Source organism: Kribbella sp. (genome assembly GCF_035655035.1).
Lineage (GTDB): Bacteria > Actinomycetota > Actinomycetes > Propionibacteriales > Kribbellaceae > Kribbella.
On sequence record NZ_DASRVN010000655.1, the window covers coordinates 1 to 21,260 of the forward strand.

General features: G+C 69.7%; 22 protein-coding genes. 6 read left to right on the forward strand and 16 right to left on the reverse strand.

Features of this window, described 5'->3' with window-relative positions; all coding sequences use genetic code 11:
- Positions 1–768 (reverse strand): sulfite exporter TauE/SafE family protein (locus VFF46_RS34225; RefSeq protein WP_325041392.1); only part of this gene is annotated, 768 nt, incomplete at its 3' end.
- Positions 769–1,021: 253 nt separating this feature from the next.
- On the opposite strand from VFF46_RS34225, the gene VFF46_RS34230 reads away from it, so the two are divergent.
- On the forward strand, positions 1,022–1,423 hold the full coding sequence (locus VFF46_RS34230; protein WP_325041393.1) for a YciI family protein: 402 nt from the start codon (positions 1,022–1,024) through the stop codon (positions 1,421–1,423).
- On the forward strand, positions 1,420–2,640 hold the full coding sequence (locus VFF46_RS34235; RefSeq protein WP_325041394.1) for an RNA polymerase sigma factor: 1,221 nt from the start codon (positions 1,420–1,422) through the stop codon (positions 2,638–2,640). Before VFF46_RS34230 ends, VFF46_RS34235 begins: the two co-directional genes overlap by 4 nt.
- Here the strand turns inward: VFF46_RS34235 and VFF46_RS34240 are convergent.
- The 13 genes from VFF46_RS34240 to VFF46_RS34300 form a co-directional block, all read right to left on the reverse strand.
- Complete coding sequence (locus VFF46_RS34240; protein ID WP_325041395.1) at positions 2,604–3,986, reverse strand: FAD-binding oxidoreductase; 1,383 nt, start codon at positions 3,984–3,986, stop codon at positions 2,604–2,606. The two genes, VFF46_RS34235 and VFF46_RS34240, sit on opposite strands and share 37 nt — an antisense overlap.
- Before the next feature lie 240 nt (positions 3,987–4,226).
- Entirely contained in the window at positions 4,227–5,990 is a 1,764-nt protein-coding gene (locus VFF46_RS34245) for a proline--tRNA ligase (RefSeq protein WP_325041396.1), read from the reverse strand.
- Positions 5,991–6,083: 93 nt separating this feature from the next.
- Complete coding sequence (locus VFF46_RS34250; protein WP_325041397.1) at positions 6,084–6,908, reverse strand: GNAT family N-acetyltransferase; 825 nt, start codon at positions 6,906–6,908, stop codon at positions 6,084–6,086.
- 49 nt (positions 6,909–6,957) lie between these two features.
- Entirely contained in the window at positions 6,958–8,199 is a 1,242-nt protein-coding gene (locus VFF46_RS34255; RefSeq protein ID WP_325041398.1) for an MFS transporter, read from the reverse strand.
- Between the two features lie 40 nt (positions 8,200–8,239).
- Complete coding sequence (locus VFF46_RS34260; protein ID WP_325041399.1) at positions 8,240–8,875, reverse strand: VOC family protein; 636 nt, start codon at positions 8,873–8,875, stop codon at positions 8,240–8,242.
- Positions 8,872–9,036, reverse strand: coding sequence for a CopG family transcriptional regulator (locus VFF46_RS34265; protein WP_325041400.1), 165 nt, complete (start codon positions 9,034–9,036; stop codon positions 8,872–8,874). The genes VFF46_RS34260 and VFF46_RS34265 overlap by 4 nt, the downstream gene beginning before the upstream one ends.
- Before the next feature lie 107 nt (positions 9,037–9,143).
- Positions 9,144–9,479: a thioredoxin gene (trxA, locus tag VFF46_RS34270; protein WP_325041401.1), complete on the reverse strand. Its 336-nt coding sequence runs from the start codon at positions 9,477–9,479 to the stop codon at positions 9,144–9,146.
- Positions 9,476–9,841, reverse strand: coding sequence for a MerR family transcriptional regulator (locus VFF46_RS34275; RefSeq protein WP_325041402.1), 366 nt, complete (start codon positions 9,839–9,841; stop codon positions 9,476–9,478). Before VFF46_RS34275 ends, trxA begins: the two co-directional genes overlap by 4 nt.
- A 55-nt stretch (positions 9,842–9,896) precedes the next feature.
- Positions 9,897–10,445, reverse strand: a complete 549-nt coding sequence (locus VFF46_RS34280; protein ID WP_325041403.1) for a nucleosidase — start codon at positions 10,443–10,445, stop codon at positions 9,897–9,899.
- Entirely contained in the window at positions 10,442–11,584 is a 1,143-nt protein-coding gene (gene ispG, locus VFF46_RS34285; RefSeq protein ID WP_325041404.1) for a flavodoxin-dependent (E)-4-hydroxy-3-methylbut-2-enyl-diphosphate synthase, read from the reverse strand. The genes VFF46_RS34280 and ispG overlap by 4 nt, the downstream gene beginning before the upstream one ends.
- A gap of 13 nt (positions 11,585–11,597) precedes the next feature.
- Positions 11,598–12,905, reverse strand: a complete 1,308-nt coding sequence (locus VFF46_RS34290) for a site-2 protease family protein (protein WP_325041405.1) — start codon at positions 12,903–12,905, stop codon at positions 11,598–11,600.
- Positions 12,902–14,113, reverse strand: a complete 1,212-nt coding sequence (gene dxr, locus VFF46_RS34295; RefSeq protein WP_325041406.1) for a 1-deoxy-D-xylulose-5-phosphate reductoisomerase — start codon at positions 14,111–14,113, stop codon at positions 12,902–12,904. Before dxr ends, VFF46_RS34290 begins: the two co-directional genes overlap by 4 nt.
- Positions 14,114–14,130: 17 nt before the next feature.
- Positions 14,131–14,964 (reverse strand): FHA domain-containing protein, encoded by an 834-nt coding sequence (locus tag VFF46_RS34300; protein ID WP_325041407.1) that lies wholly within the window; start codon positions 14,962–14,964, stop codon positions 14,131–14,133.
- Between the two features lie 80 nt (positions 14,965–15,044).
- On the opposite strand from VFF46_RS34300, the gene VFF46_RS34305 reads away from it, so the two are divergent.
- The 4 genes from VFF46_RS34305 to VFF46_RS34320 are packed head-to-tail and all read left to right on the forward strand — an operon-like array spanning position 15,045 to position 18,025.
- A complete protein-coding gene (locus VFF46_RS34305) occupies positions 15,045–15,737 on the forward strand; it encodes a type 1 glutamine amidotransferase (protein ID WP_325041408.1) in 693 nt (230 codons plus the stop codon).
- A 21-nt stretch (positions 15,738–15,758) separates the two neighbouring features.
- Positions 15,759–16,334, forward strand: coding sequence for a DUF1707 domain-containing protein (locus tag VFF46_RS34310; protein ID WP_325041409.1), 576 nt, complete (start codon positions 15,759–15,761; stop codon positions 16,332–16,334).
- Positions 16,331–16,807, forward strand: a complete 477-nt coding sequence (locus VFF46_RS34315) for an NUDIX domain-containing protein (RefSeq protein ID WP_325041410.1) — start codon at positions 16,331–16,333, stop codon at positions 16,805–16,807. Before VFF46_RS34310 ends, VFF46_RS34315 begins: the two co-directional genes overlap by 4 nt.
- 54 nt (positions 16,808–16,861) lie before the next feature.
- Positions 16,862–18,025, forward strand: coding sequence for an acyl-CoA dehydrogenase family protein (locus tag VFF46_RS34320; RefSeq protein ID WP_325041411.1), 1,164 nt, complete (start codon positions 16,862–16,864; stop codon positions 18,023–18,025).
- Positions 18,026–18,031: 6 nt separating this feature from the next.
- Here VFF46_RS34320 and rny read toward each other — a convergent pair whose 3' ends face one another.
- On the reverse strand, positions 18,032–19,660 hold the full coding sequence (gene rny / locus VFF46_RS34325) for a ribonuclease Y (RefSeq protein ID WP_325041412.1): 1,629 nt from the start codon (positions 19,658–19,660) through the stop codon (positions 18,032–18,034).
- 998 nt (positions 19,661–20,658) lie between these two features.
- Positions 20,659–21,024 carry an antitoxin gene (locus VFF46_RS34330; protein ID WP_325041413.1) on the reverse strand — a complete coding sequence of 122 codons (366 nt, stop codon included), beginning with the start codon at positions 21,022–21,024 and terminating at the stop codon, positions 20,659–20,661.
- Positions 21,025–21,260: the final 236 nt, after the last annotated feature.

Here is a 21,260-nt window from a genome sequence, read left to right on the forward strand (position 1 = left end):
GAATACGTCGTACGCGAGGCGCAGGATCAGGGCGGAGACCACGACCAGGAAGATCACGCGGACGAAGCGGCTGCCGCGGGCGACCGCGGTGCGGGCGCCGAGGAGGCCGCCGAGCATGTTGGCCGCACCCATGATCAGGCCGAGGCCCCAGAGCGGGGCGCCGTGCAGGGCGAAGACCAGGATCGCGCCCAGGTTCGTGGCCACGTTGGCGATCTTCGCCTTCGCGCTGGCCTGCAGGAAGTTATACCCGAGCAGGCCGACCAGCGCGAAGATCAGGAACGACCCGGTCCCGGGCCCGACCGCTCCGTCGTAGAACCCGATCAGTACGCCGACCCCGGCCGCGGCCAGGTAGTGGTCGCGGCCGTCGAAGCGCAACGCCGTACGGGCGCCGAGCGAAGGCTTCAGCGCGGTGTAGATCGCGACCACGACGAGCAGCACCAGCACGATGGGCTTGAACCAGGACATCGGGATCCGGGTCGCGACCAGGGCACCGGCCGCGGCACCCAGACCGGCCAGGATCGCCAACGGCAGCACGGTTTTACGATCCGGACGCACCTTGACACCGAACGTGACCGCGCTGGTCGTCGTACCGCACAGCGACGAGATCTTGTTCGTGGACAGGATCTGCGCCGGCGACGCGTTCGGCAGGCCGAGCAGCATCGCGGGCAACTGCAGCAATCCACCGCCACCGACCACGGCGTCGATCCACCCCGCCGCGAAAGCCGCGATCACCAGGAACAACAACGTCACCAACGAAACATCAGGCACAGGCGACCATCATTCGGTAAGCCCGTAGTACCACTCAACCTTTACACCGGACGGTGAGAGGTATGACACGTGGGCGCACCTCCCGGCCCCACGCCGTAGCGAGCAGGTGCTCGGCGGAGTGCCTCGGCGCGCCGGAGCGGAGGGATCGATGTGGTTCATCGTTCCCTTCGCTCCGGTGCGGTGAGGCGCCCGTCGAGTGCCGCGCAGTAGGCGTGGGGCCGGGAGGTGCGCCCTCATCCGGGAGAATGGGTGGGTGAAGTTCCTATTGCTGATCCACAACAACGTCGAGGCGCTTGAGAAGTTCTCCGAGCAGGAGCTGATGGAGATGGCCGGGGGTCCTGCCGCGGTCGCCGCGACCGCGCGGGAGCTGCTGGCGACGGGCGAGCTGGTGTCGGTCCTCGGGCTCCTTGATCCGGGCGAGGAGCGGGACATCCAGCTCGTCTCGGGTACGCCGGTGATCTCGGACCGGCCGCTGCTGGAGACGAAGGAGTTCCTGGCCGGCGCGATGGTGCTGAACTGCGCGACGGTGGAGCGGGCGCTGGAGATCGCGGCGCGGATCCCGCTGGCGGACTTCCGGCGCGTCGAGTTCCGCGAGATCCGCCTCGACCAGGACGACTTCCTGAACCAGCTCGGCACGGGGCCCGGCGAGTCGTGACCGGTCCACCGGCGTCCGAGCTCGAGGCGGCGATCCGGGCCGCGGCGCCGCGGGCGCTGGCCGCGCTGGTCCGGCGGTACGACGCGTTCGACCAGTGCGAGGACGCGGTCCAGGAGGCGCTGCTGGAGGCGTTCGTCCGGTGGCGGGAGAACGGCGTACCCGAGCAGCCGATCGGCTGGCTGATCAGCGTGGCGACCCGGCGGATGATGGACGGCTGGCGGCGCGACAACGCGCGCCGGGAGCGCGAGCTGAACGACTTCCGGCGTACGGCGGATCCCACGGATTACCAGGAGGATTCCGACGACACGCTCCGGCTGCTCGTGCTCTGCTGCCACCCGGCGCTCACCCCGGCCTCGCAGATCGCGCTCACGCTGCGCTCGGTCGGTGGGCTGACCACGGCCGAGGTGGCGGCCGCGTTGCTGGTCAGCGAGACGACCGTGGCGCAACGGATCAGCCGGGCCAAGCGGCAGATCGCGGGCGCGCGCTTCGAGTTGCCGACGGCCGAGGAGTACGACGTACGACTCCGCGCCGTGCTGCAGGTGCTGTACCTGATATTCAACGAGGGCCACACCGCCAGCGCGGGCTCCTCCTTGCAGCGCGTGGATCTCGCGGAGGAGGCGCTCCGGATCACCCGGCTGCTGCGCCGGTCCGTCGACGGTTCGGGCGAGGTCACCGGACTGCTCGCGCTGATGATCCTCACGCACGCCCGCCGCGACGCGCGGACCGGGCCGGGAGGCAGCCTGATCCCCGCGGACCGGCAGGACCGTTCCCGCTGGTACGCCGGCGAGATCGCCGAAGGGACTCGCCTGGTCGAGGAGGCGCTCCGCGCCGGCGCCGTCGGCCCGTACCAGCTGGAGGCCGCGATCGCCGCCGTACACAGCGAGGCCGACTCGGTCGAGAGCACCGACTGGATCCAGATCGCCGGCCTGTACCGGCTCCTCGAACGCGTCGACCCGAGCCCGATGGTGACGCTCGGCGCGGCCGTCGCGGTGGCGATGACCGAAGGACCGGACGCCGGTATCGCGATCGTCGATGGGCTGGCCGCCGACCGGTACCTCGGCGACCACCACCGCCGGCTGTCCGTCCTCGCGCACCTGCACGAACTCGCGGGCCGCCCGGACCGGGCGCGCGCCAACTACCTCGCGGCACTGGAGCGCACCCGGAACACCGCCGAGCAGAACTACCTGCGCGAGCGCATCGCCCACCTCATCAGGTGATGGCGGCCGCCGGTCCACTCCGGACGCGGCGGGACGGTCAGGGCGCTGCGGAACACGTGGCCGGGGTCGACCGTCTGCTTCAGAGCAGCCAGTCTGGCGCGGTGCTCCTTCGGGTAGCAGCTGTCGAGATCGGCGTCGGTCGGGTCGGACAGGAAGTTCAGGTACGCGCCGTCCGGCTGCAGCGTGCGCCACAGCGCATCGAAATCCGCACGCTGCTGCGGGCCTTGCTGCTCGGGCGATCCCATCAGCACGGAGTTCACCAGGAAGCGCGCGTCCCGGTGCGCGAACGCGGTACCGTCCGCGGGCATCGCGCCGTACGCACCACCGAGCGCGCGGATCTCCATCGCGAGCCCGGGGATCCGCGGACGGACGTCGAGCAGCTTCCTGCTCAGGTCGTCCGGCCACGCGTTGTAGAAGCCGTTGCGGATCCGCGGTCGCCATTCGGCGGGCATGGTCATGTCGACGAACACGTCGGCGTACGGGACTTCCGCGACCTTCTCGGTGATCAGCGAGCCGACGTTTCGGAGCGGATCGAGGAGATCCAGATCTGTTGTGCAGACCTGGATCGCGACCGGGACCTGGCCATCCGCCATCATCGTCGGCGCCAGTTGCAGCGACGAGGTGAGGCCTTCGGGTGCGTCAGGGGCGTACGCCGCCCACCCGTCGAGCACCTGCTCCGCCTGGGTCCACGGGTACAGCAGGGTACCGAAGTACACGGTCGGCTGGTGGACGGCGGCGAGGTCGTACGACGTGACCACGCCGAGGCCGCCCGCCGCGCCGCGGAGGCCCCAGAACAACTCCGGCTCGGTGGCGGCGTCGACCCGGCGTACGGCGCCGTCCGCGGTCACCACCTCCGCCGAGACCACGTTGTCGATCGCCAGCCCGTGCTTGCGGACCATCCACCCGATGCCGCCGCCGGCCATCAGCCCGCCGACGCCGACGCTCGCGGTGTCCCCGGACGAGATCGCCAGCCCACGCTTCCCGAGCCGTTCGGCGACCTCGCCCCAGGTGGCGCCGGTACCGACCCGTACGACGTCGTCCGGCAGCACCTGGACGTCGTCCAGCCCACGTACGTCGATCACCACCCCGCCGTCGTTCGTTCCCAGCCCGGCCGCGTGATGCCCGCCGCTCCGGACCGCGATCGGGAGGTCCTGCCCCTCGGCGTACCGCAACGCCGCCACCACGTCGGCGGTCTCCACGCACCGCACCACCACGCGCGGCCGGCCCAGCTTCGTCATCACCCGCCCGGCGTCCGCGTACCCCGCGTCGCCGTCGACGAGCACCTCCCCCGCCACGACCGCCCGCAACTCTTCCAGCCCGCCGTGGGCCGGCACAGATTCGTTCATCGCCAACTCCAATCCCGGACGCCCCTCAGGCGCCACACCCCGGGATCGAAGCCACTCCCCACCTCTCGACACCCCCGGCGAAAAATCTCGCCCCTCTTTCCGGAACGTTTGAGGGGTGAACCTCGCGGGGTGTCCCTTCACCCCTCGCATGAGGCGGGTGAAGGGACACCCCGGATGGTTCACCCCTCGAACGTCCGCCGGGCAGCGCGGGTGGGGCAGGGCTGGGTTGCTGAGGTGGGGTCAGGTGCGGACGGCGGTGAGGAGGTGGTCCACGACGTTGGCGACCGGGACGTCGGTGCGGTCGCCGGAGCGGCGGTCTTTCACCTCGACGGTGCCGTCGGCGAGGCCCTTGCCGACCACGGCGATGGTCGGGACGCCGAGCAGCTCGGCGTCCTTGAACTTGACGCCCGGCGACACCTTCTCGCGGTCGTCGTACAGCACGGTCAGGCCGCGGGACTCCAGCTCGGCAGCGATCTCGGCGGCCTTCTCGAAGACCTCCTTGTCCTTGCCCGTGGCAACCAGATGGACGTCGGCGGGCGCCAGCTCGCGCGGCCAGATCAGGCCGAGCTCGTCGTGGTTGCCCTCGGCGACGGCGGCCACCGCGCGGGTCACGCCGACGCCGTACGACCCCATGGTCACCGTGACGAGCTTGCCGTTCTGGTCCAGGACCTTGAGGTCGAGCGCTTCGGCGTACTTCCGGCCGAGCTGGAAGATGTGGCCCATCTCGATCCCGCGCGCGGTCTCCAGCGCGCCCGAACCGTCCGGCGCCTGGTCGCCGTCGCGGACCTCGGCGGCCTGGATCGTGCCGTCCGCGGTGAAGTCGCGCCCGTGCACCAGGTTGATCACGTGGAAGCCGGACCTGTCCGCACCGGTCACCCACGCGGACCCCTCGGCGACCCGCGGGTCCAGCAGATACCGGATGCCGGACGTGTTCTCCTTGCCCAGCACCCCGGGACCGATGTACCCCTTCGCGAGCGACGGGTACTTCTCGAAGTCCGCCTCGTCGAACGCCACCACCTCGGCCGGCTCCACCTGCGCGCCGAGCCGCTTCTCGTCGATCGCCCGGTCCCCGGGGACGCCGATCGCCAGCGGCTCGCGGGTGCCGTCCGGGTGCAGCAGCATCACCAGCACGTTCTTCAGCGTGTCGGCGGCGGTCCACTCGCGCCCGTCGGTCCGCGGGTGCTTCGCGTTCAGCGCGTCGACCAGCGTGTCGATCGTCGGCGTGTCCGGGGTGTCGACGACCTCGGCGGCCGGTACGGCGGACGCGTCGACCGGCGCGGACTGCGGCACAACCACGGCCTCGACGTTCGCGGCGTACCCGCCCGGCGAGCGGACGAAGGTGTCCTCACCGTTCTCCGCGATCGCCAGGAACTCCTCGGACCGGGACCCGCCCATCGCGCCGGACATCGCCTGCACGATCACGTAGTCGAACCCGAGCCGGTCGAAGATCCGGATGTACGCCGTGCGGTGCAGCTCGTACGACGCGGCGAGCCCGTCGTCGTCGATGTCGAACGAGTACGAGTCCTTCATCACGAACTCGCGCCCGCGCAGCACGCCGGCCCGCGGCCGCGCCTCGTCGCGGTACTTGTTCTGGATCTGGTAGATCGACAGCGGCAGGTCCTTGTACGACGAGTACAGATCCTTCACGACCAGCGTGAACATCTCCTCGTGCGTCGGGCCGAGCAGCATGTCCGCGCCCTTGCGGTCCTTCAGGCGGAACAGGTTCGGCCCGTACTCCGTCCAGCGGCCGGTGGCCTCGTAGGGCTCACGGGGCAGCAGCGCCGGGAACACCAGCTCCTGCGCGCCGATCGCGTCCATCTCCTCGCGGACGATCCGCTCGACGTTGCGCAGCACCCGCAGGCCGAGCGGCAGCCAGGTGTAGATGCCGGGCGCCGTCCGCCGGATGTAGCCGGCGCGGACGAGCAGCTTGTGGCTCGGGACCTCCGCGTCCGCCGGGTCCTCGCGAAGGGTGCGGAGGAACAACGACGACATACGCAAAATCACGGGAGTCTCCAAGCGTGCAGAAGTCGGATACAGGACGTCACAGAGAATATCCGTCCTCGGGCAATGCTCTCACCACGATATCCACAGGCCTGGTCAGAACAGGATCGTGGCGAAGGTTTCGATAGTACGGAAGCCGACCCGCTCGTACGCCGCCCGGGCCGGCAGGTTGAACGCGTTCACGTACAACGTGACGACCGGCGCGATCTGCCGGGCCAGTTCCACCACCGCGGCCATCCCGGGTGCGGCGAGACCGCGGCCGCGGTACTCCGGATCCACCCAGACGCCCTGGATCTGGCAGACGCCGGTGCCGACCGAGCCGACCTCGGCCTTGAACACGACCCGCCCGTCCTCGATCCGCGCGAACGCCCGCCCGGCGCGGATCAGCTCCGCGACCCGGGAGCGGTAGAACGTCCCGTCCGGCCCGGTCTGCGGCGGGACCCCAACCTCCTCGGTGTACATCGCCACGCACGCCGGGTACAGGATCGGCAGCTCGACCGGCTCCACCGCACGGACCAGCGGGTCCGGCGCGATCGCCGGCGGCCCCTCGATCACCATGAACGGCTGGTCGTCGCGCACCTCGCGGGCCGGTCCCCAGTGCGGTTCGAGGATCGTCCACAGCTGGTCGACCGCACGCGCCGGCCCGAGGATCTGGAAGCAGTTCCGGCCGCGGCGCAGCGCGTACGCCGCGAACGCCCGCAGCGCGGCGTCGTCCGCGCCGACCGGCACCATGTTCCCGCCGGCGTGGCAGAGCGCCTCGAGCGCGCCCTTCTCGACGTACCCCCAGACCTCCGCACCGCGCCGCGGATCCAGCCCGGACGCCTGCACGAGGCTGTCCACGAACACGTTCACCACCGGATCGCGGGCGATGACCGCGCGCGCCGCCGCGAGGTCGCGAGGACCGAGAACCCGTACGCCCACGCGCAGAACCTAGCGGATCTTCGGCTTCGGCGTATGCAACGGGGCCGCGTCAGGCCACCTGTGGCTCCTGCCCGGCGGCGATCCGGCGCAGCGGCGAGGTCCACGCGACCACCACGCCGGCGCACCCGGACAGGCCCATCAGCACCATCCCGGTCCGCGGCCCGAACGCGGTGCCGAGCAGTCCGCCGAGCACCGATCCGAGCGTCCAGCCGACACCCCAGGACAGCATCCGCCCCGCGGTGTTGACCCGGCCGAGCAGGTTCTCCGGCGTCACCTGCTGCCGGTACGAAACCGCGTTCACGAGCACCAGCACGTACGCCGAACCCCAGACGAGCAGCGCCAGCGCGGCCACGATCCAGTGCGGCGACAGCGGCGCGAGTACGCCGAGCAGCGCGGACGCCGGCAACGCGTACAGCGTGATCGCCGCGGGCGGCATCCGCTTCAGCAGCCGCGGCAGGCTGAGCGCCGCGATCAGCCCGCCGATTCCCCACACGCCCCAGACCAGCCCGAACCGGAGTCCCGACGTACCGATGTGCAGGACGCGGTCGCACCACACCACGATCAGCGCCATGAAACCGCCGCCCGCGAAGGACTGGATGCCGCCGACGATCGTCATCGTCCGGACGCCGGCGTGCCGGGTCAGGTACCGCAGCCCCTCGCCGACATCGTCCAGCACCACCCGCAGGCTCAGCGGCGCGCGGCCGTCCCGGGGCTCCGACATCGCCCGGACGATCCCGCGGACGGCGAACGCGGACGCCGCGAAGCTGATCGCGTCCAGCGTCAGCAGGCTGGCCGGGTCGAGGACCGCGAGCAGCAGGCCGGTGAGCGGCGGGACGAACAGCTCGATCAGGCTGGCCGCCGTCCAGACCGCCGAGTTCGCCTGCGCCACCCGCTCCCGGCCGACGAGCACCGGCAGCGCCCCGAAGTTCGCGCCGTCGAAGAAGGTGTAGACGGCCTGCACCGTGAACGCGACCACCAGCACCTGGACGACGGTCAGTACGCCGAGCAGATGCGCGACCGGGACCGATCCGACCAGTACCGCGTTCACGCAGTCCGCCGTCACCATCACGCGCCGCCGATTCCAGCGATCCGCGAGGGCACCCGCGAACAGGCCGGCCAGCAGGTACGGCGCCGACTCGAGCGCGCTCACCACCGCGGTCAGCACGGTCGACCCGCTCAACCGGTACACCAGCACCGGCAACGCGATCGCCGTCACCATCGACCCGGTCACCGACAACGCCCGCGCCACCCAGTACCGCCGGAAGTCCGCGTCGTCCCGCAACCGAGTCATGCCGCGCATCCTGCAACTTCAGGTGCTCTAGAGGTCAACCTCATTCGTGGATCACGACAAGTCGCCCGTCCGGGTCGGTGAGTTCGAGACCGGCTGCGGTTCGAGTCGCCTCGGTGCGGCTTGCGATGTCGGCCAGGGCCCTCTCGGTCGCGGTCAGGTCGAGACGTACGGCGAACTCGGGGCCCGGGCCGAACAGTACGGTCGCGTCCGCGCCCATCGCGGTCAGGAACGTGTGCCACGCCGGCTCGTCGGCCCCGGTCAGGTACGGCGTCACGGACAGGCGGTCGTCGGGGCGTACGTCGTGGAGCGTGTAGCCGTACAGGTCCTCGCTGCGCTCGTCGACCCAGATCACCGCACCGTCCGGGCCGGTGACCGACAGCACCCGTCCGTACGCCTCGTCGAACACCGTCGCGTCACCGAACCCGGCCCGCTCCAGCCGCTCGACCAGCTCGTCGAGCTTGTCCGCCTCGAACGTCAACGACGTCTGCCCGGGCTGTCCACCGGTGGAACTCGACGCCGCATCGTGCAGCGCGACCATGCCGCGCCCCGCCAGCAGGTCCACCCACCCACCCCGCTCGGACTCGATCCGCGACCGCAACCCGAGCCCTTCCAGGAACGCCCGCATCGCCGCCACGTCCGCCGTGAACCGCAACGGCCTGATCACCACGCCACTCATCCCCGCGCCTCCCCATGGTTGTCCAGGTACTCCGCCAGCGCCTGCTCCACCAAGGCCGACAGACTCGCCCCGTCGTCGATCGCCTTGTGCTTCACCCGCCGCACCAGCCCCGGCGGCAGGTACACGTTGAACTGCACTTTCTTACCCGGGTCGTCCACCATGGCTATATTGCTAGCATCCTAGACAGCTACCAGTCAACAGACGAGCGCTCGCCCAGGACTCCAGCTGTCCTGGGCGAGCGCTCGGAGTGGAGCCTCAGCAGACGGCGTTACACGGCGGTCAGCAGTGCGTCGTCGAGTTCCTTCAGGAGCTTGTGCTTCGGGCGGGCGCCGACCACGGACCAGATCAGCTCGCCGCGGTGGAACAGGGCGAGGGTGGGGAGGGCCATCACGCGGTAGTTCGCGGCGATCGTGGGGTTCTCGTCGGAGTTGAGCTTCACCACGGTCAGCTTGTCGGCGCGCTCGGCGGCGATCTGCGCGAGCACCGGCGCGATCTGGTGGCACGGCGGGCACCACTGCGCCCAGAAGTCCACCAGTACAGGCTTTTCGGACCGCAGTACCTCGTCCCTGAACGTCTTCTGGTCAACACTGCGTAGCTTGCTCATAGCTTCTTTCTCCAGCTCTCGGCATCGGACAGGAGGTCTGTCAGCCGCGACCGCAGCTCGGTAAGCTCGGCGATCCGCCGGTCCACCTCCGCGATCCGGGTCCGGTACGCCGTCAGCGACGCCGGGCAGACGTCCGCGCGGTCGTTGCCGGCCCGCAGGCACTCGATGAACGGGTACGTCTGCTCGGCCGTCAGCCCGAGGCTCAGCAACGCCTTCACCTCGCGCACCACGACCACGTCGTCCGCGTCGTACGACCGGTACCCGTTGGCCTCCCGGCGCGGCTTGAGCAGCCCTTGCGACTCGTAGTACCGCACCGCCTTGACCGTCACGCCGGCCTCGGCCGCCAGGTCACTGATCCGCATCCCGCCTCCTTGACCCCACGCTAAACCTTGCCCCCAGGGTCAAGGTCAAGCCGGTTCAGCGGGCATTCTCCCGGACCCACTCCCCCAGCACCTTGGCGCTCGTGTCGACAAGGGTGGGCCAGTCCAGGGCCGCCTCGTCGGCCGCGTCGGACACGTGTTTCACGACGCGGACGGGTACGCCGTACGCCCGGCACGCGTAGACCACGCCGTACGCCTCCATATCCACCAGATCCGCCCGCTCCGCGAGCCGCGCCCGTACGACAGGATCGGCCACGAACACGTCCCCGGACGCCAGCACCGTCCCGTCGCCGCCGTCGATCGGGAGCTCGTCCTGCGGGTCCAGGCCGATCGCCCGCACCGCCTCCGCGTTCACATCGTGATTGATCACCGTGCTCGGCACAAACAACCCCGCCAGCCCGTCCCGCAGCGCCCCCGTCGTACCGACGTTCAGCACCACGAGCCCGCTCACGTCCCGCTCCGCCAAGGCCCGGCTCACCGCAACAGCAGCCGCCGTCTTCCCGACCCCGGTAACCACCACCGGAATCCCCTCCGGCACATACCGCGCTTCACCGGCGACCGCACTGACCACCAGGTACTGCGTCATCCGACGCTGACGGTGGGCTCGCCGGTCTCGCCCATTTCCTCCGCGATGCGCATGGCCTCTTCGATCAGGGTTTCGACGATGGCCGACTCGGGGACGGTCTTGATGACCTCGCCCTTCACGAAGATCTGGCCCTTGCCGTTGCCGGAGGCGACGCCGAGGTCGGCCTCGCGGGCCTCGCCCGGGCCGTTCACGACGCAGCCCATGACCGCGACGCGGAGCGGCACCTCCATGCCCTCCAGCCCGGCGGTGACCTGCTCGGCGAGCGTGTACACGTCCACCTGGGCGCGACCACAGGACGGGCAGGAGACGATCTCGAGCTTGCGCTCGCGCAGGTTCAGCGACTGCAGGATCTGCAGGCCGACCTTGACCTCCTCGACCGGCGGCGCCGACAGCGAGACCCGGATCGTGTCGCCGATGCCCTTCGACAGCAGCGCGCCGAACGCGACCGACGACTTGATCGTGCCCTGGAACGCCGGCCCGGCCTCGGTGACGCCGAGGTGCAGCGGCCAGTCGCCGCGCTCGGCGAGCTGCTCGTACGCCTGCACCATCACGACCGGGTCGTTGTGCTTGACGGAGATCTTGAAGTCGTGGAAGTCGTGCTCCTCGAACAGCGACGCCTCCCAGACGGCCGACTCGACCAGCGCCTCCGGCGTCGCCTTCCCGTACTTCTCCAGCAGCCGCCTGTCCAGCGAACCTGCGTTCACGCCGATCCGCAGCGACGTACCGTGGTCCTTCGCCGCCTGCGCGATCTCCTTGACCTGGTCGTCGAACTTGCGGATGTTGCCCGGGTTCACCCGGACCGCGGCGCAGCCGGCCTCGATCGCCGCGAACACGTAGCTCGGCTGGAAGTGGATGTCGGCGATCACCGGGATCTGCGAGTGCTTCGCGATCTCCGGCAGCGCGTCGGCGTCCTCCTGGCGAGGGCAGGCGACCCGGACGATGTCGCAGCCGGCCGCGGTCAGCTCGGCGATCTGCTGCAGCGTCTTGTTGACGTCGTTGGTCGGGGTCGTGGTCATCGACTGCACCGACACCGGCGCGTCACCGCCGACCAGCACGCTGCCGACCTTGATCTGGCGGGTCTTGCGGCGCGGGGCGAGGGTGGGGGGCGGCAGCGCGGGCATGCCCAGGTTGATGCTCATGAGTCCTTAACCGTTAGCCGTTGAAGAGCTTGATGGGATTGACGATGTCGGCGATGACGAGCAGCACGCCCATCACCACGATCACACTGGCCGCGACGTACGCGATCGGCAGCAACTTGGCGACGTCGACGTACCCGGGGTCCGGCCGGCCGGCCAGCTTGGCGAAGCCGCGCCGGATGCCTTCCCAGATCGCGCCGACCATGTGCCCACCGTCCAGCGGCAGCAGCGGGATGAAGTTGAACAGGGCAAGGAACAGGTTGAGCGAGGCGAGCAGCAGCACCAGGGTCGCGGCCTTGTCACCGAAGCCCAGATTGCTGGCGGCGATCTCACCGGCCACCCGGCTGGCGCCGACCACACTCATCGGGCTGTCCTGGGCGCGCTTGCCGCCGACGATCGACTGCGCGACGCCGACCAGCTTCTCCGGGAACCGGCCGAGGGCCTGAACCGTGCTGACCGTGTAGGTGCCCATCTTGTCGAGCGCGTAGCCGACGCTCTGCCGCTCGAGCTTGTTCTCCGGCGAGACGCCGAGGAACCCGACCGAGACGTACTTGTCCGAGCCCGGCGAGTCCAGCACCTGGTTGACGATCGTGTTGGTCTTCAGGGTGAGCTGCTGACCGTTGCGCTCGACAACGATCGTGGCGGCCTTGTCGGTGTTCGCGCGGATCAGCGGGGTGAGCTGGTCCCAGCTGTTGATCTGGGTGCCGTTGAACGACACCACCTTGTCCCCGACGTGGAACCCGGCGAGCTTCGCGGGCGACTCCTTGTCCCCGTCCTGGCACTTCCGGTTCGGCGTGGCCTGGTTGGCGGGGATCACGCAGTCGGTCACGGTGGAGATCGTGGTCTGCGGGATGCGGTCGCCGTACAGCGTGTAGAGACCCGTGAACAGCACCGTCGCGATCAGGACGTTGACCAGCGGACCGGACGCCATCACGATCAGCTTCTTCCACCACACCTTCTGGTAGAAGAGCCGGCCGTCGTCCGCGGGCGAGATCGTCTCGTACTCCGCGGTGCGCGCGTTCTCGACCATCGACTGGATCGCGCCGGTGTTCGCCTTCCGGACCTTGGTCGGGTCCTGGCCCTTCGCCGGCGGCATCATGCCGATGATCCGGACGAACCCGCCGGCCGGGATCGCCTTGATGCCGTACTCGGTCTCACCGCGCTGCACCGACCACAGGGTGCGCCCGAAGCCGGCGAAGAACTGTGTGACCTTCATCCCGAACGCCTTGGCCGGCAGCATGTGGCCGAGCTCGTGCAGCGCGACGGAGATCAGCACCCCGAGCACGAACACCACGATGCCGAGGATGGTGAGAAGCACGCTCATGCCTGGTGGGTCTCCTGTACTCCGGTGATCTCACGAGCCCGCGTTCGGGCCCACGCGTCCGCCGCCAGCACGTCGTCGACGGACAGTTCCTCATACGAGGGTACGTCGTGACCGGTCACCACCTGGGCGACCGTGTCGACGATCCCGGTGAACGGCAGGCGGCCGTCCCGGAACGCCTGCACGCAGACCTCGTTGGCGGCGTTGTACACGGCCGGGGCGGTACCGCCGCGGGCTCCCGCGTCCCGAGCCAGCTCGACCGCCGGGAACTCCGCGGTGTCGACCGGCTGGAACGTCCAGGTACTCGCCTCGGCGAAGCTCCACGGCCGGGTCGCGTCCGGTATCCGGTCGGGCCAGCCGAGCGCGAGCGCGATCGGCACCGTCATGGTCGGGATCCCGACCTGCGCGATGGTGGCGCCGTCGGTGAACTCGACCATCGAGTGGATCGCCTGCTGCCGGTGGACCACCACCTCGATCCGGTCCATCGGGATGCCGAACAGCAGGTGCGCCTCGATCAGCTCCAGGCCCTTGTTGACCAACGTCGCGGAGTTGATCGTGACGACCGGGCCCATCGCGAAGTTCGGGTGCCGGAGGGCCTGCTCGACCGTGACGTTCGCCAGCTCGTCGCGCGGCTTCCCGAGGAACGGCCCGCCGCTCGCGGTCAGCAGCAGCTTCCGGACCTCGTCCGGCGAGCCGCCGCGCAGGCACTGCGCGATCGCGCTGTGCTCGGAGTCGACCGGGACGATCTGCCCGGGCTTGGCGCGCCTGGTGACGATCGGCCCGCCGATCACCAGCGATTCCTTGTTGGCGAGTGCGAGCGTGTTCCCCGCGTCCAGCGCCGCCAGCGTCGCGTGCAGGCCGACCGATCCGTTGATGCCGTTGAGTACTACGTCACACGGCATCGCCGCGAGCTCGCTCGACGCGTCCGGGCCGGTGCGGATCTTCGGGATCCGGAACTCGCCCTGCGCGTACCCCTTGCGCTGCGCCTCGGCGTAGAACGCGAGCTGCAGGTCCTGCGCGACCGTGGCCTTCGCGACCGCGACGACCTCGACGCCGAACTCCAGCGCCTGCTCCGCCAGCAGCGCGACGTTGTCACCGCCGGCGGACAGCGCGAGCACCTGGAAGCGGTCCCGGTTCCGGCCGATCAGCTCGAGCGCCGTGGTACCGATCGAGCCGGTCGAGCCGAGGATGACGACGCTGCGCGGGTTCACGGCGCCATTGTTCCAGGTCAGGACAGCAAGAGGCGGAACGGGAGGCCTCCGAGCCGGATCTCGTCGCGATGACCCACCATTGCGGTCTGGATCGGTACGCCGTTGACCTGTGTGCCGTTGGTCGAGCCCAGGTCCCGTAGCTCGTAGCCGGTCGCATCCATGCGCAGCAGCTCCGCGTGGTGCCTGCTGATCTCCTGGCGATCCAGGATCAGGTCACAGTCGGGTGCGCGGCCGATACGAACCAGGTCCAGCAGCGGTACGACGTCACCGGTCTGCGTCACCAGTGCGGGCTGCGGGCCGGTCTCTAGCGCCTTGGCGATCTCTACGACGCCAGCGGTCCGTATGGACAGCGACACGATCACGTCGTCGCCCTTGTCCACGTGCAGGTTGTGCTGGGCGCCGTACCCCTGCAGCAGGTCGCCGTACTCGTCTACGACCACGGCGGACACGTGGTAGTACCCAGGGGGCAGCTCTGCGTACGCCGCTGCGCCCAGCGACGTGGTGAGTATTACCGCGTCGTACTCGCGGTGGCTGACGTCGGTGATCGTGATGAGCACCGGGTTGTTGGCTGTCAGGTGTGCTTCGGCGCCCGTGTCGCCCGGAGTGAACTCGACGGTGATCATCGGCGCCGGGCGGATCTCGTCCAGCCCGACCAGCCGCCCTATCACCGGCACGGTGCCCGTGGGGACGGACAGCGGCACGTACTGACCGTGGGAGCGCACCAGTACGTCCAGCTGCGGGCGCGACCACCCGTTGCGGCGGGCGAGCAGGTACGCGCTCACCATGCCCTTGCCGAAGACGAAGGCCACGTCTCCGACAACGGCGCGCACGAATCCACTGACAGGCTCCATCGGCACCCCCAGTGGATCAGTATCCCGGAAGCGCCACTCCGGTACTCAGCTGTCCGGTGTGCCGTCGTACCGTTGCCCGCGTGACCACCGTCCTGATCATCGAGAACGACCGTGAGAGCGGCCCTGGGCGACTGCTCGACTGGCTGGATGCCCGTGCCCTCTCACCGGTCGTCGTCCGGGCCTGGGACGGCGAACCGGTGCCCACCCGGATCGACGGCCATGCGGCGCTCGTGCTGCTCGGCGGCGGGATGCTGCCGGACGAGGACGAGCGGTCGCCGTGGCTGCCGGCTGAGCGTTCGTTGTTGCGCGACGCGCACGGCCGGGTGCCTGTGCTCGGTATCTGTCTCGGTGGGCAGTTGCTGGCGCACACGTTCGGTGGAGAGGTCAAGGGGAAGTACGGGCTGCCGGAGAAGGGTGTGACGCCACTGACGGTGCTCCCGGCTGCTGCGGACGACGTACTGCTTGCTGGGCTGCCTTCCTCTGTGTGGGCTGTGGAGAGTCATCAGGACCAGATCACGCGGCTGCCGGAGGAGGCGGTGCTGCTGATGTCCAGTGAGCGGTGCCCGCACCAGATGCTGCGGATCGGGCAGAGCTGGGGCGTGCAGTTCCATCCGGAGGTTTCGGCTTCACGGGTACGGCGGTGGGACCCGGAGCGGCTGCGTTCGATGGGATTCGACCCTTCTCAGGTCGTGGCCGACGCAGAACGGCACGCGTCGGAGCTCGACAAGACCTGGTCGACCGTGGTGGCTCGATTCCTGTCCCTCGTCGGCTGATGCGGCGCTACCTTTGGGTGCATGAGTCTGGAGCAGCCGCCGCCTGGTCATCGGGCGTCCGACAACGACCGTGAGCGTGCCGCCGCCGTGGTCCAGGAAGCGCACACCGACGGGCGGCTGGACTTCGAGGAGCTGGACGAGCGGCTGACCCAGATCTACTCCGCCAAGACCCAGTTGGAGCTCCGCAACGCGACCGCCGACCTGGTGCCGGTCGCGCACGGCAGCGCCCAGGAACTGACACTGCGGGCTCGCCACAGCGCACAGAAGCGCGAGGGAGCCTGGGTCGTACCTGAGCGCCTGACAGCGATCGCGGAGCACTCCTCGGTGAAGCTGGACTTCACCGACGCCGTCGTTCACTGGTCCGACATCCACGTCGACGCCCAGGCCATCCACAGCTCCGTGGTGATGGTCATCCCCGAGGGCTGGAGCGTAGACATCGACCAGGTAGAGGCCAACCACAGCAGCGCCAAGAACCGCGCCGTAGCCCCCCGCCCCGGCGGTGTCCGCCTCCACGTCACCGGCCGGGCCCACCACGCCAGCGTCGTCGTCCGCCATGCCCGCAAACGCCACTGGTGGTGGCCCTGGTACCGCAAGTGAGCTACGAGCAGACGTACGCCGGAAACCTCCGCCGGAACGTCGGCAACCAACGCCTCATCACCCCGGGTCCGCGGGCCGTCATCCTCAACAACACAGGCGCCGTACTCCTCGTCCGCCGCTCCGACGACGACACGTGGGTGATGCCGGCCGGCGGCCTCGAACTGGGCGAGTCGATCTGGGACGCTCTGGTCCGGGAGGTGCACGAGGAGACCGGCCTGGTCGTCGAGGCGGCGACACCGATCGCTCTGTACACAGGTCCGCAGTACTGGTTCACCAACGCGTACGGCGGCGAGCACCAGATGTTCGCCGTCGTGTTCCGGGTGGATCGGTGGAGCGGATCGCTGCTCGCCGAGACCGACGAGACCCGGGACGCCCGGTTCTTCGCGCGCGAGGACCTGCCTCCGCTTCGCGACGTGTACCAGGAGACGCTCGCCGACCTGGACGCGTTCGACGGGACGCTGATCCTGAAGTAGGCGTGTGGTCTTCCACACCACCGCGTCATTCCTTCCACCGGCTAGCGTGAGCACATGGGTGCTTCTCTGGATCTGGTGGATGTCGACTCGTTGCTGACTGCGGACGAACTGGACGTGCGGGCGGCGGCGCGGCGGTTTGCTGACGAGCGGTTGCGGCCGAGCCTGCCGGAGTGGTTCGAGACCGCGTCGATTCCGGCGCGGGAGCTCGCCAAGGAGCTCGGGGCGCTCGGGTTCCTCGGGATGCATCTGACCGGGTACGGTTGCGCCGGCCTCGGCCCGGTCGCGTACGGGCTCGCCTGCCTGGAGATCGAGGCGGCCGACTCCGGCATGCGCTCGCTCGTCTCCGTGCAGGGCTCGCTCGCGATGTACGCGATCTGGAAGTACGGCAGCGACGACCAGAAGAACGAGTGGCTCCCCCGGATGTCGGCCGGCGAGGCGATCGGCTGCTTCGGCCTGACCGAACCCGACTTCGGCTCGAACCCGGCCGGCATGCGCACCAGCGCCCGCCGCGACGGCGCCGACTGGGTGCTGAACGGCTCGAAGATGTGGATCACCAACGGTTCGGTCGCCGACGTCGCGGTCGTCTGGGCGCGGACGGACGACGGCGTCCGCGGCTTCGTCGTACCGACCTCGACCCCCGGCTTCTCCGCCCCGGAGATCAAGCAGAAGATGTCGCTGCGCGCGTCCGTCACCTCCGAGCTGATCCTCGACGACGTCCGGCTCCCGGCGTCCGCGATGTTGCCCGAGGCCCGTGGTCTGTCCGGTCCGCTCGGCTGCCTGAACGAGGCCCGGTTCGGGATCATCTTCGGCGCGCTGGGCGCGGCCCGGGACTGCCTGGAGACCGCGATCGGGTACGCCGGCGAGCGGATCGTGTTCGACAAGCCGCTCACGGCGTACCAGCTGACCCAGGCGAAGCTCGCCGACATGGCCGTCGAGCTGAACAAGGGCATGCTGCTCGCCGTCCACCTCGGCCGCCTGAAGGAGAAGGGCACACTGCGGCCCGAGCAGGTGTCGGTCGGCAAGCTCAACAACGTCCGCGAGGCGATCGCGATCGCCCGCGAGTGCCGCACGATCCTGGCCGCGAACGGCATCAGCGGCGAGTACCCGATCATGCGGCACGCCAACAATCTCGAGTCGGTCCTCACCTACGAGGGCACGTCCGAGGTCCACCAACTCGTCATCGGCCAGGCCCTCACCGGCCAGTCCGCGTTCCGCTGACGAGTGCTACTTCGCGACCTCGGTCGCCCGCGACTCGCGGACGACGGTGACCCGGATCTGCCCCGGGTACGTCAGCTCTTCCTCGACCTGCTTCGCGATGTCGCGGGCCATCACCTGCGCCGCGATGTCGTCGACCGCGTCCGGTAGCACCATCACCCGGATCTCCCGGCCGGCCTGCATCGCGAACACCTTCTCGACACCGTCGTGGTGCATCGCGATCTCCTCCAGCCGTTCGAGCCGCTGCACGTACGCCTCCAGCGACTCCCGCCGCGCACCCGGCCGGCCACCACTGACCGCGTCCGCCGCCTGCGTCAGCACGGCCTCGACGGTCCGAACCTCGACCTCGTTGTGGTGCGCCTCGATGCAGTGCACGACGTCGTCGTTCTCGCCGTACTTCTTCGCCAGCTCCGCGCCGACGATCGCGTGACTGCCCTCGGACTCGTGCGTCAGCGCCTTCCCGATGTCGTGCAGGAACGCGCCGCGCTTGCACAGCTTCGGATCCAGCCCGAGCTCGGCCGCCATCATCCCGGCGATGTGCGCCGACTCGACCAGGTGCTTCAGGACGTTCTGCCCGTACGACGTCCGGTACCGCAGCAGGCCCATCGTCCGGACCAGCTCCGGGTGCAGGTCCGTGATGCCGACCTCGGCCATCGCGTCCTCGGCGGCCCGCTCGCACAGCTCGGCGACCTCGCCCTTGCTGCGTTCGTAGATCTCCTCGATCCGGCTCGGGTGGATCCGGCCGTCCAGCACCAGCGAGTCCAGCGTCAGGCGTGCGGTCTCCCGGCGTACCGGATCGAAGCACGACAGCAGCACCGCCTCCGGGGTGTCGTCGATGATCAGGTTCACCCCGGTGGTCTGCTCGAACGACCGGATGTTGCGCCCCTCGCGGCCGATGATCCGGCCCTTCATGTCGTCGCTCGGCAAATGCACCACTGACACGACGGACTCGCTGGTCTGCTCCGACGCGAGCCGCTGCACGGCACCGGTGATGATCTTGCGCGCCTTCGTCTCGCCCTCGTCGAGCGCCTGCCGCTCGATGTCGCGGACGGTCGCGTGCGCGTGCCGCTTCGCCTCGTCCTCGATCGCGGCCACCAGTTCGGCCTTCGCCTGCTCGGCGGTCAGGTTCGCGACCCCTTCGAGGATCCGGCGGCGCTCGTCCTCCAGGTCCTTGATCTCCTGCCCGCGCCGGGCCAGCTCCGCGAGTTGCGCGGTCAGCTCGGTCTGCCGTTCCTCGATCGCCCGGTGCTGCTCGTCGAGCCGCTCCTCGCGTTCGGTCAGCCGGTGGTCGCGGCGCTCCATCTCCAGGCGCTGCTCCCGCAGGTCGTCCCGGATCGACTGCGCCTCCGCCTCGGCTTCGCGGCGTACCTCGGACGCCCGCTGGTCCGCGTCCCGCCGTACCTCCGACGCCCGGTCCTCCGCGGTACGCCGGATCTGCTCGGCGCGACGCTCCTCGGCCTCGGCGCGGGTCCGCAGTACGGCGGCCTCCTCCTCGGCCTGGCGGCGTACCTGCTCGACCTCCTGGTGCGCGGTCGCGGTGTCGGCGGCCTTCCGGCGGGAGAGGGTGATGCCGATCCAGGCCAGCAGTCCGGCGATCAGCAGTCCGATCAGGGTCAGGCCAACGGACATCGCGGTCATCGGCGTCTCCCCTCTCCTTCGAGTCCCACCAGGGACTGTGGCCATCGGTCGAAGGGAATCCGCAGGTACGGCGGCATCGCGGGTACGGCGAACCGGCTACGGCGATGCTGCCCGCCGCGTACGGCCGGGCCGGGCGCCTGGGTGCGGTCGCCCCGGTTCCGGGTACTCCGCCTTCACAGCCACCCTTGCGCATCGTGTGCTGCGGCTTCGGAGACCACGATGCCCCACGCGCCCTCCCCGTCCGTCACCGGCCGGGGCACGACACGCGGTACCGCCTATCCGACGGCGCGCTGCGGCACCGTCGCCCTTCCTTCAGCTCCGTCGAGCGTGATTGCGTTCTCGTCCGGCCGGCCGCGTCACCGGCCAACCGCAGTGTGTCCGCCACCGAACCGGTGGATTCATCCCTTCCTGATGCCGAGGCTAAGCGCGCCCTACCGACCGGTCAAGACGGACACCCACCCACACAGACCCAGATCTCCCCACAAGACCACCCCCCAACCTGGTCCACCCCGCCTCAACCCCCAACAGGACCCACACCCACTCTCGCCCACACGGCCCCTGAGCACCCCAACTACCGGCGAGATCCGCCGCCGCTACCGGAACGACCCACGACAGCCGAACCCACGGCCCCCATCCGGTTCAGCGCGCCACAACACCTGAGCACCAGACCCACCAACGGGCACTCACGCCGCCTCCAACTCCGCCGGCACGGCCCACGACAACTGAACCCACAGGCGGCATCTGGCTTCGCGGGCCACGGCGCCTGAGCGCCAGACCTACCGCGGGATCAGACGGGCGTCGATGCCGCCTCCAACTCCGCCGATACGGCCCGTGACAGGTCAACCCACGGGCCGCCTGGTTTCGCGCGAGTGCCTGATGTGCTGGCGGGGCCGACTAGGCCCACGCAGACTCAGGCTGAGCGGGAGCCTGCAGTGCCTCCGGCTCGGCCGGTACGGCCCGTGACAGCTGAGTCCACGGACCGCCCCTGGTTTCGCGGGTTACGGCGTCTGCGTGCTCGACGTACTGGTGGAGTCCGGCGCCTGCGCAGATTCCGGCTCAGCGGTGGCCTGCGGAGTCTCCGCGGCTTCGGTCCGCCCGGCGGCCGGCTCTGACGCGCCTTCCTGCTCGGATCGACCGTTCTGCGCGGGCTCGGCGCCCGGCTGGCTCGGGGTGTCCTCGGAGTTCTGCTTGTCGACGAAGCTGTCGACCTTCTGCTGGACCGCGTCGACCTTGTCCGCGTACTTCCCGCCGGTCTGCTTGTCGATCAGGTCGCCGGCCTTCTCGACGCCGGCCTTGATCTTGTCCGGGTTCTGCTTGACGACATTCCGGAGCCAGTTCTTCGCCTGTTCCTGGAAATCGTTCATCTGCACCCTCCGCGGTGTCTGGGGCGGATCGACGGAAAATCCCAGCCTACGGCCCGGCCAAAACCCCCGGGCCACATCCTTCTACTTCGGATAACACACCGTCACACCCCACCCGTCAACGCCCCTCGCCGCGCACCACCCTCGAAACCGCGGTCACCCTCCGTGACGCAACGCGCGTCCAGTCGGCGTATCCGCGCCCGCGTACGCACCGACGTACCCCTCGAACAGCACCGTCC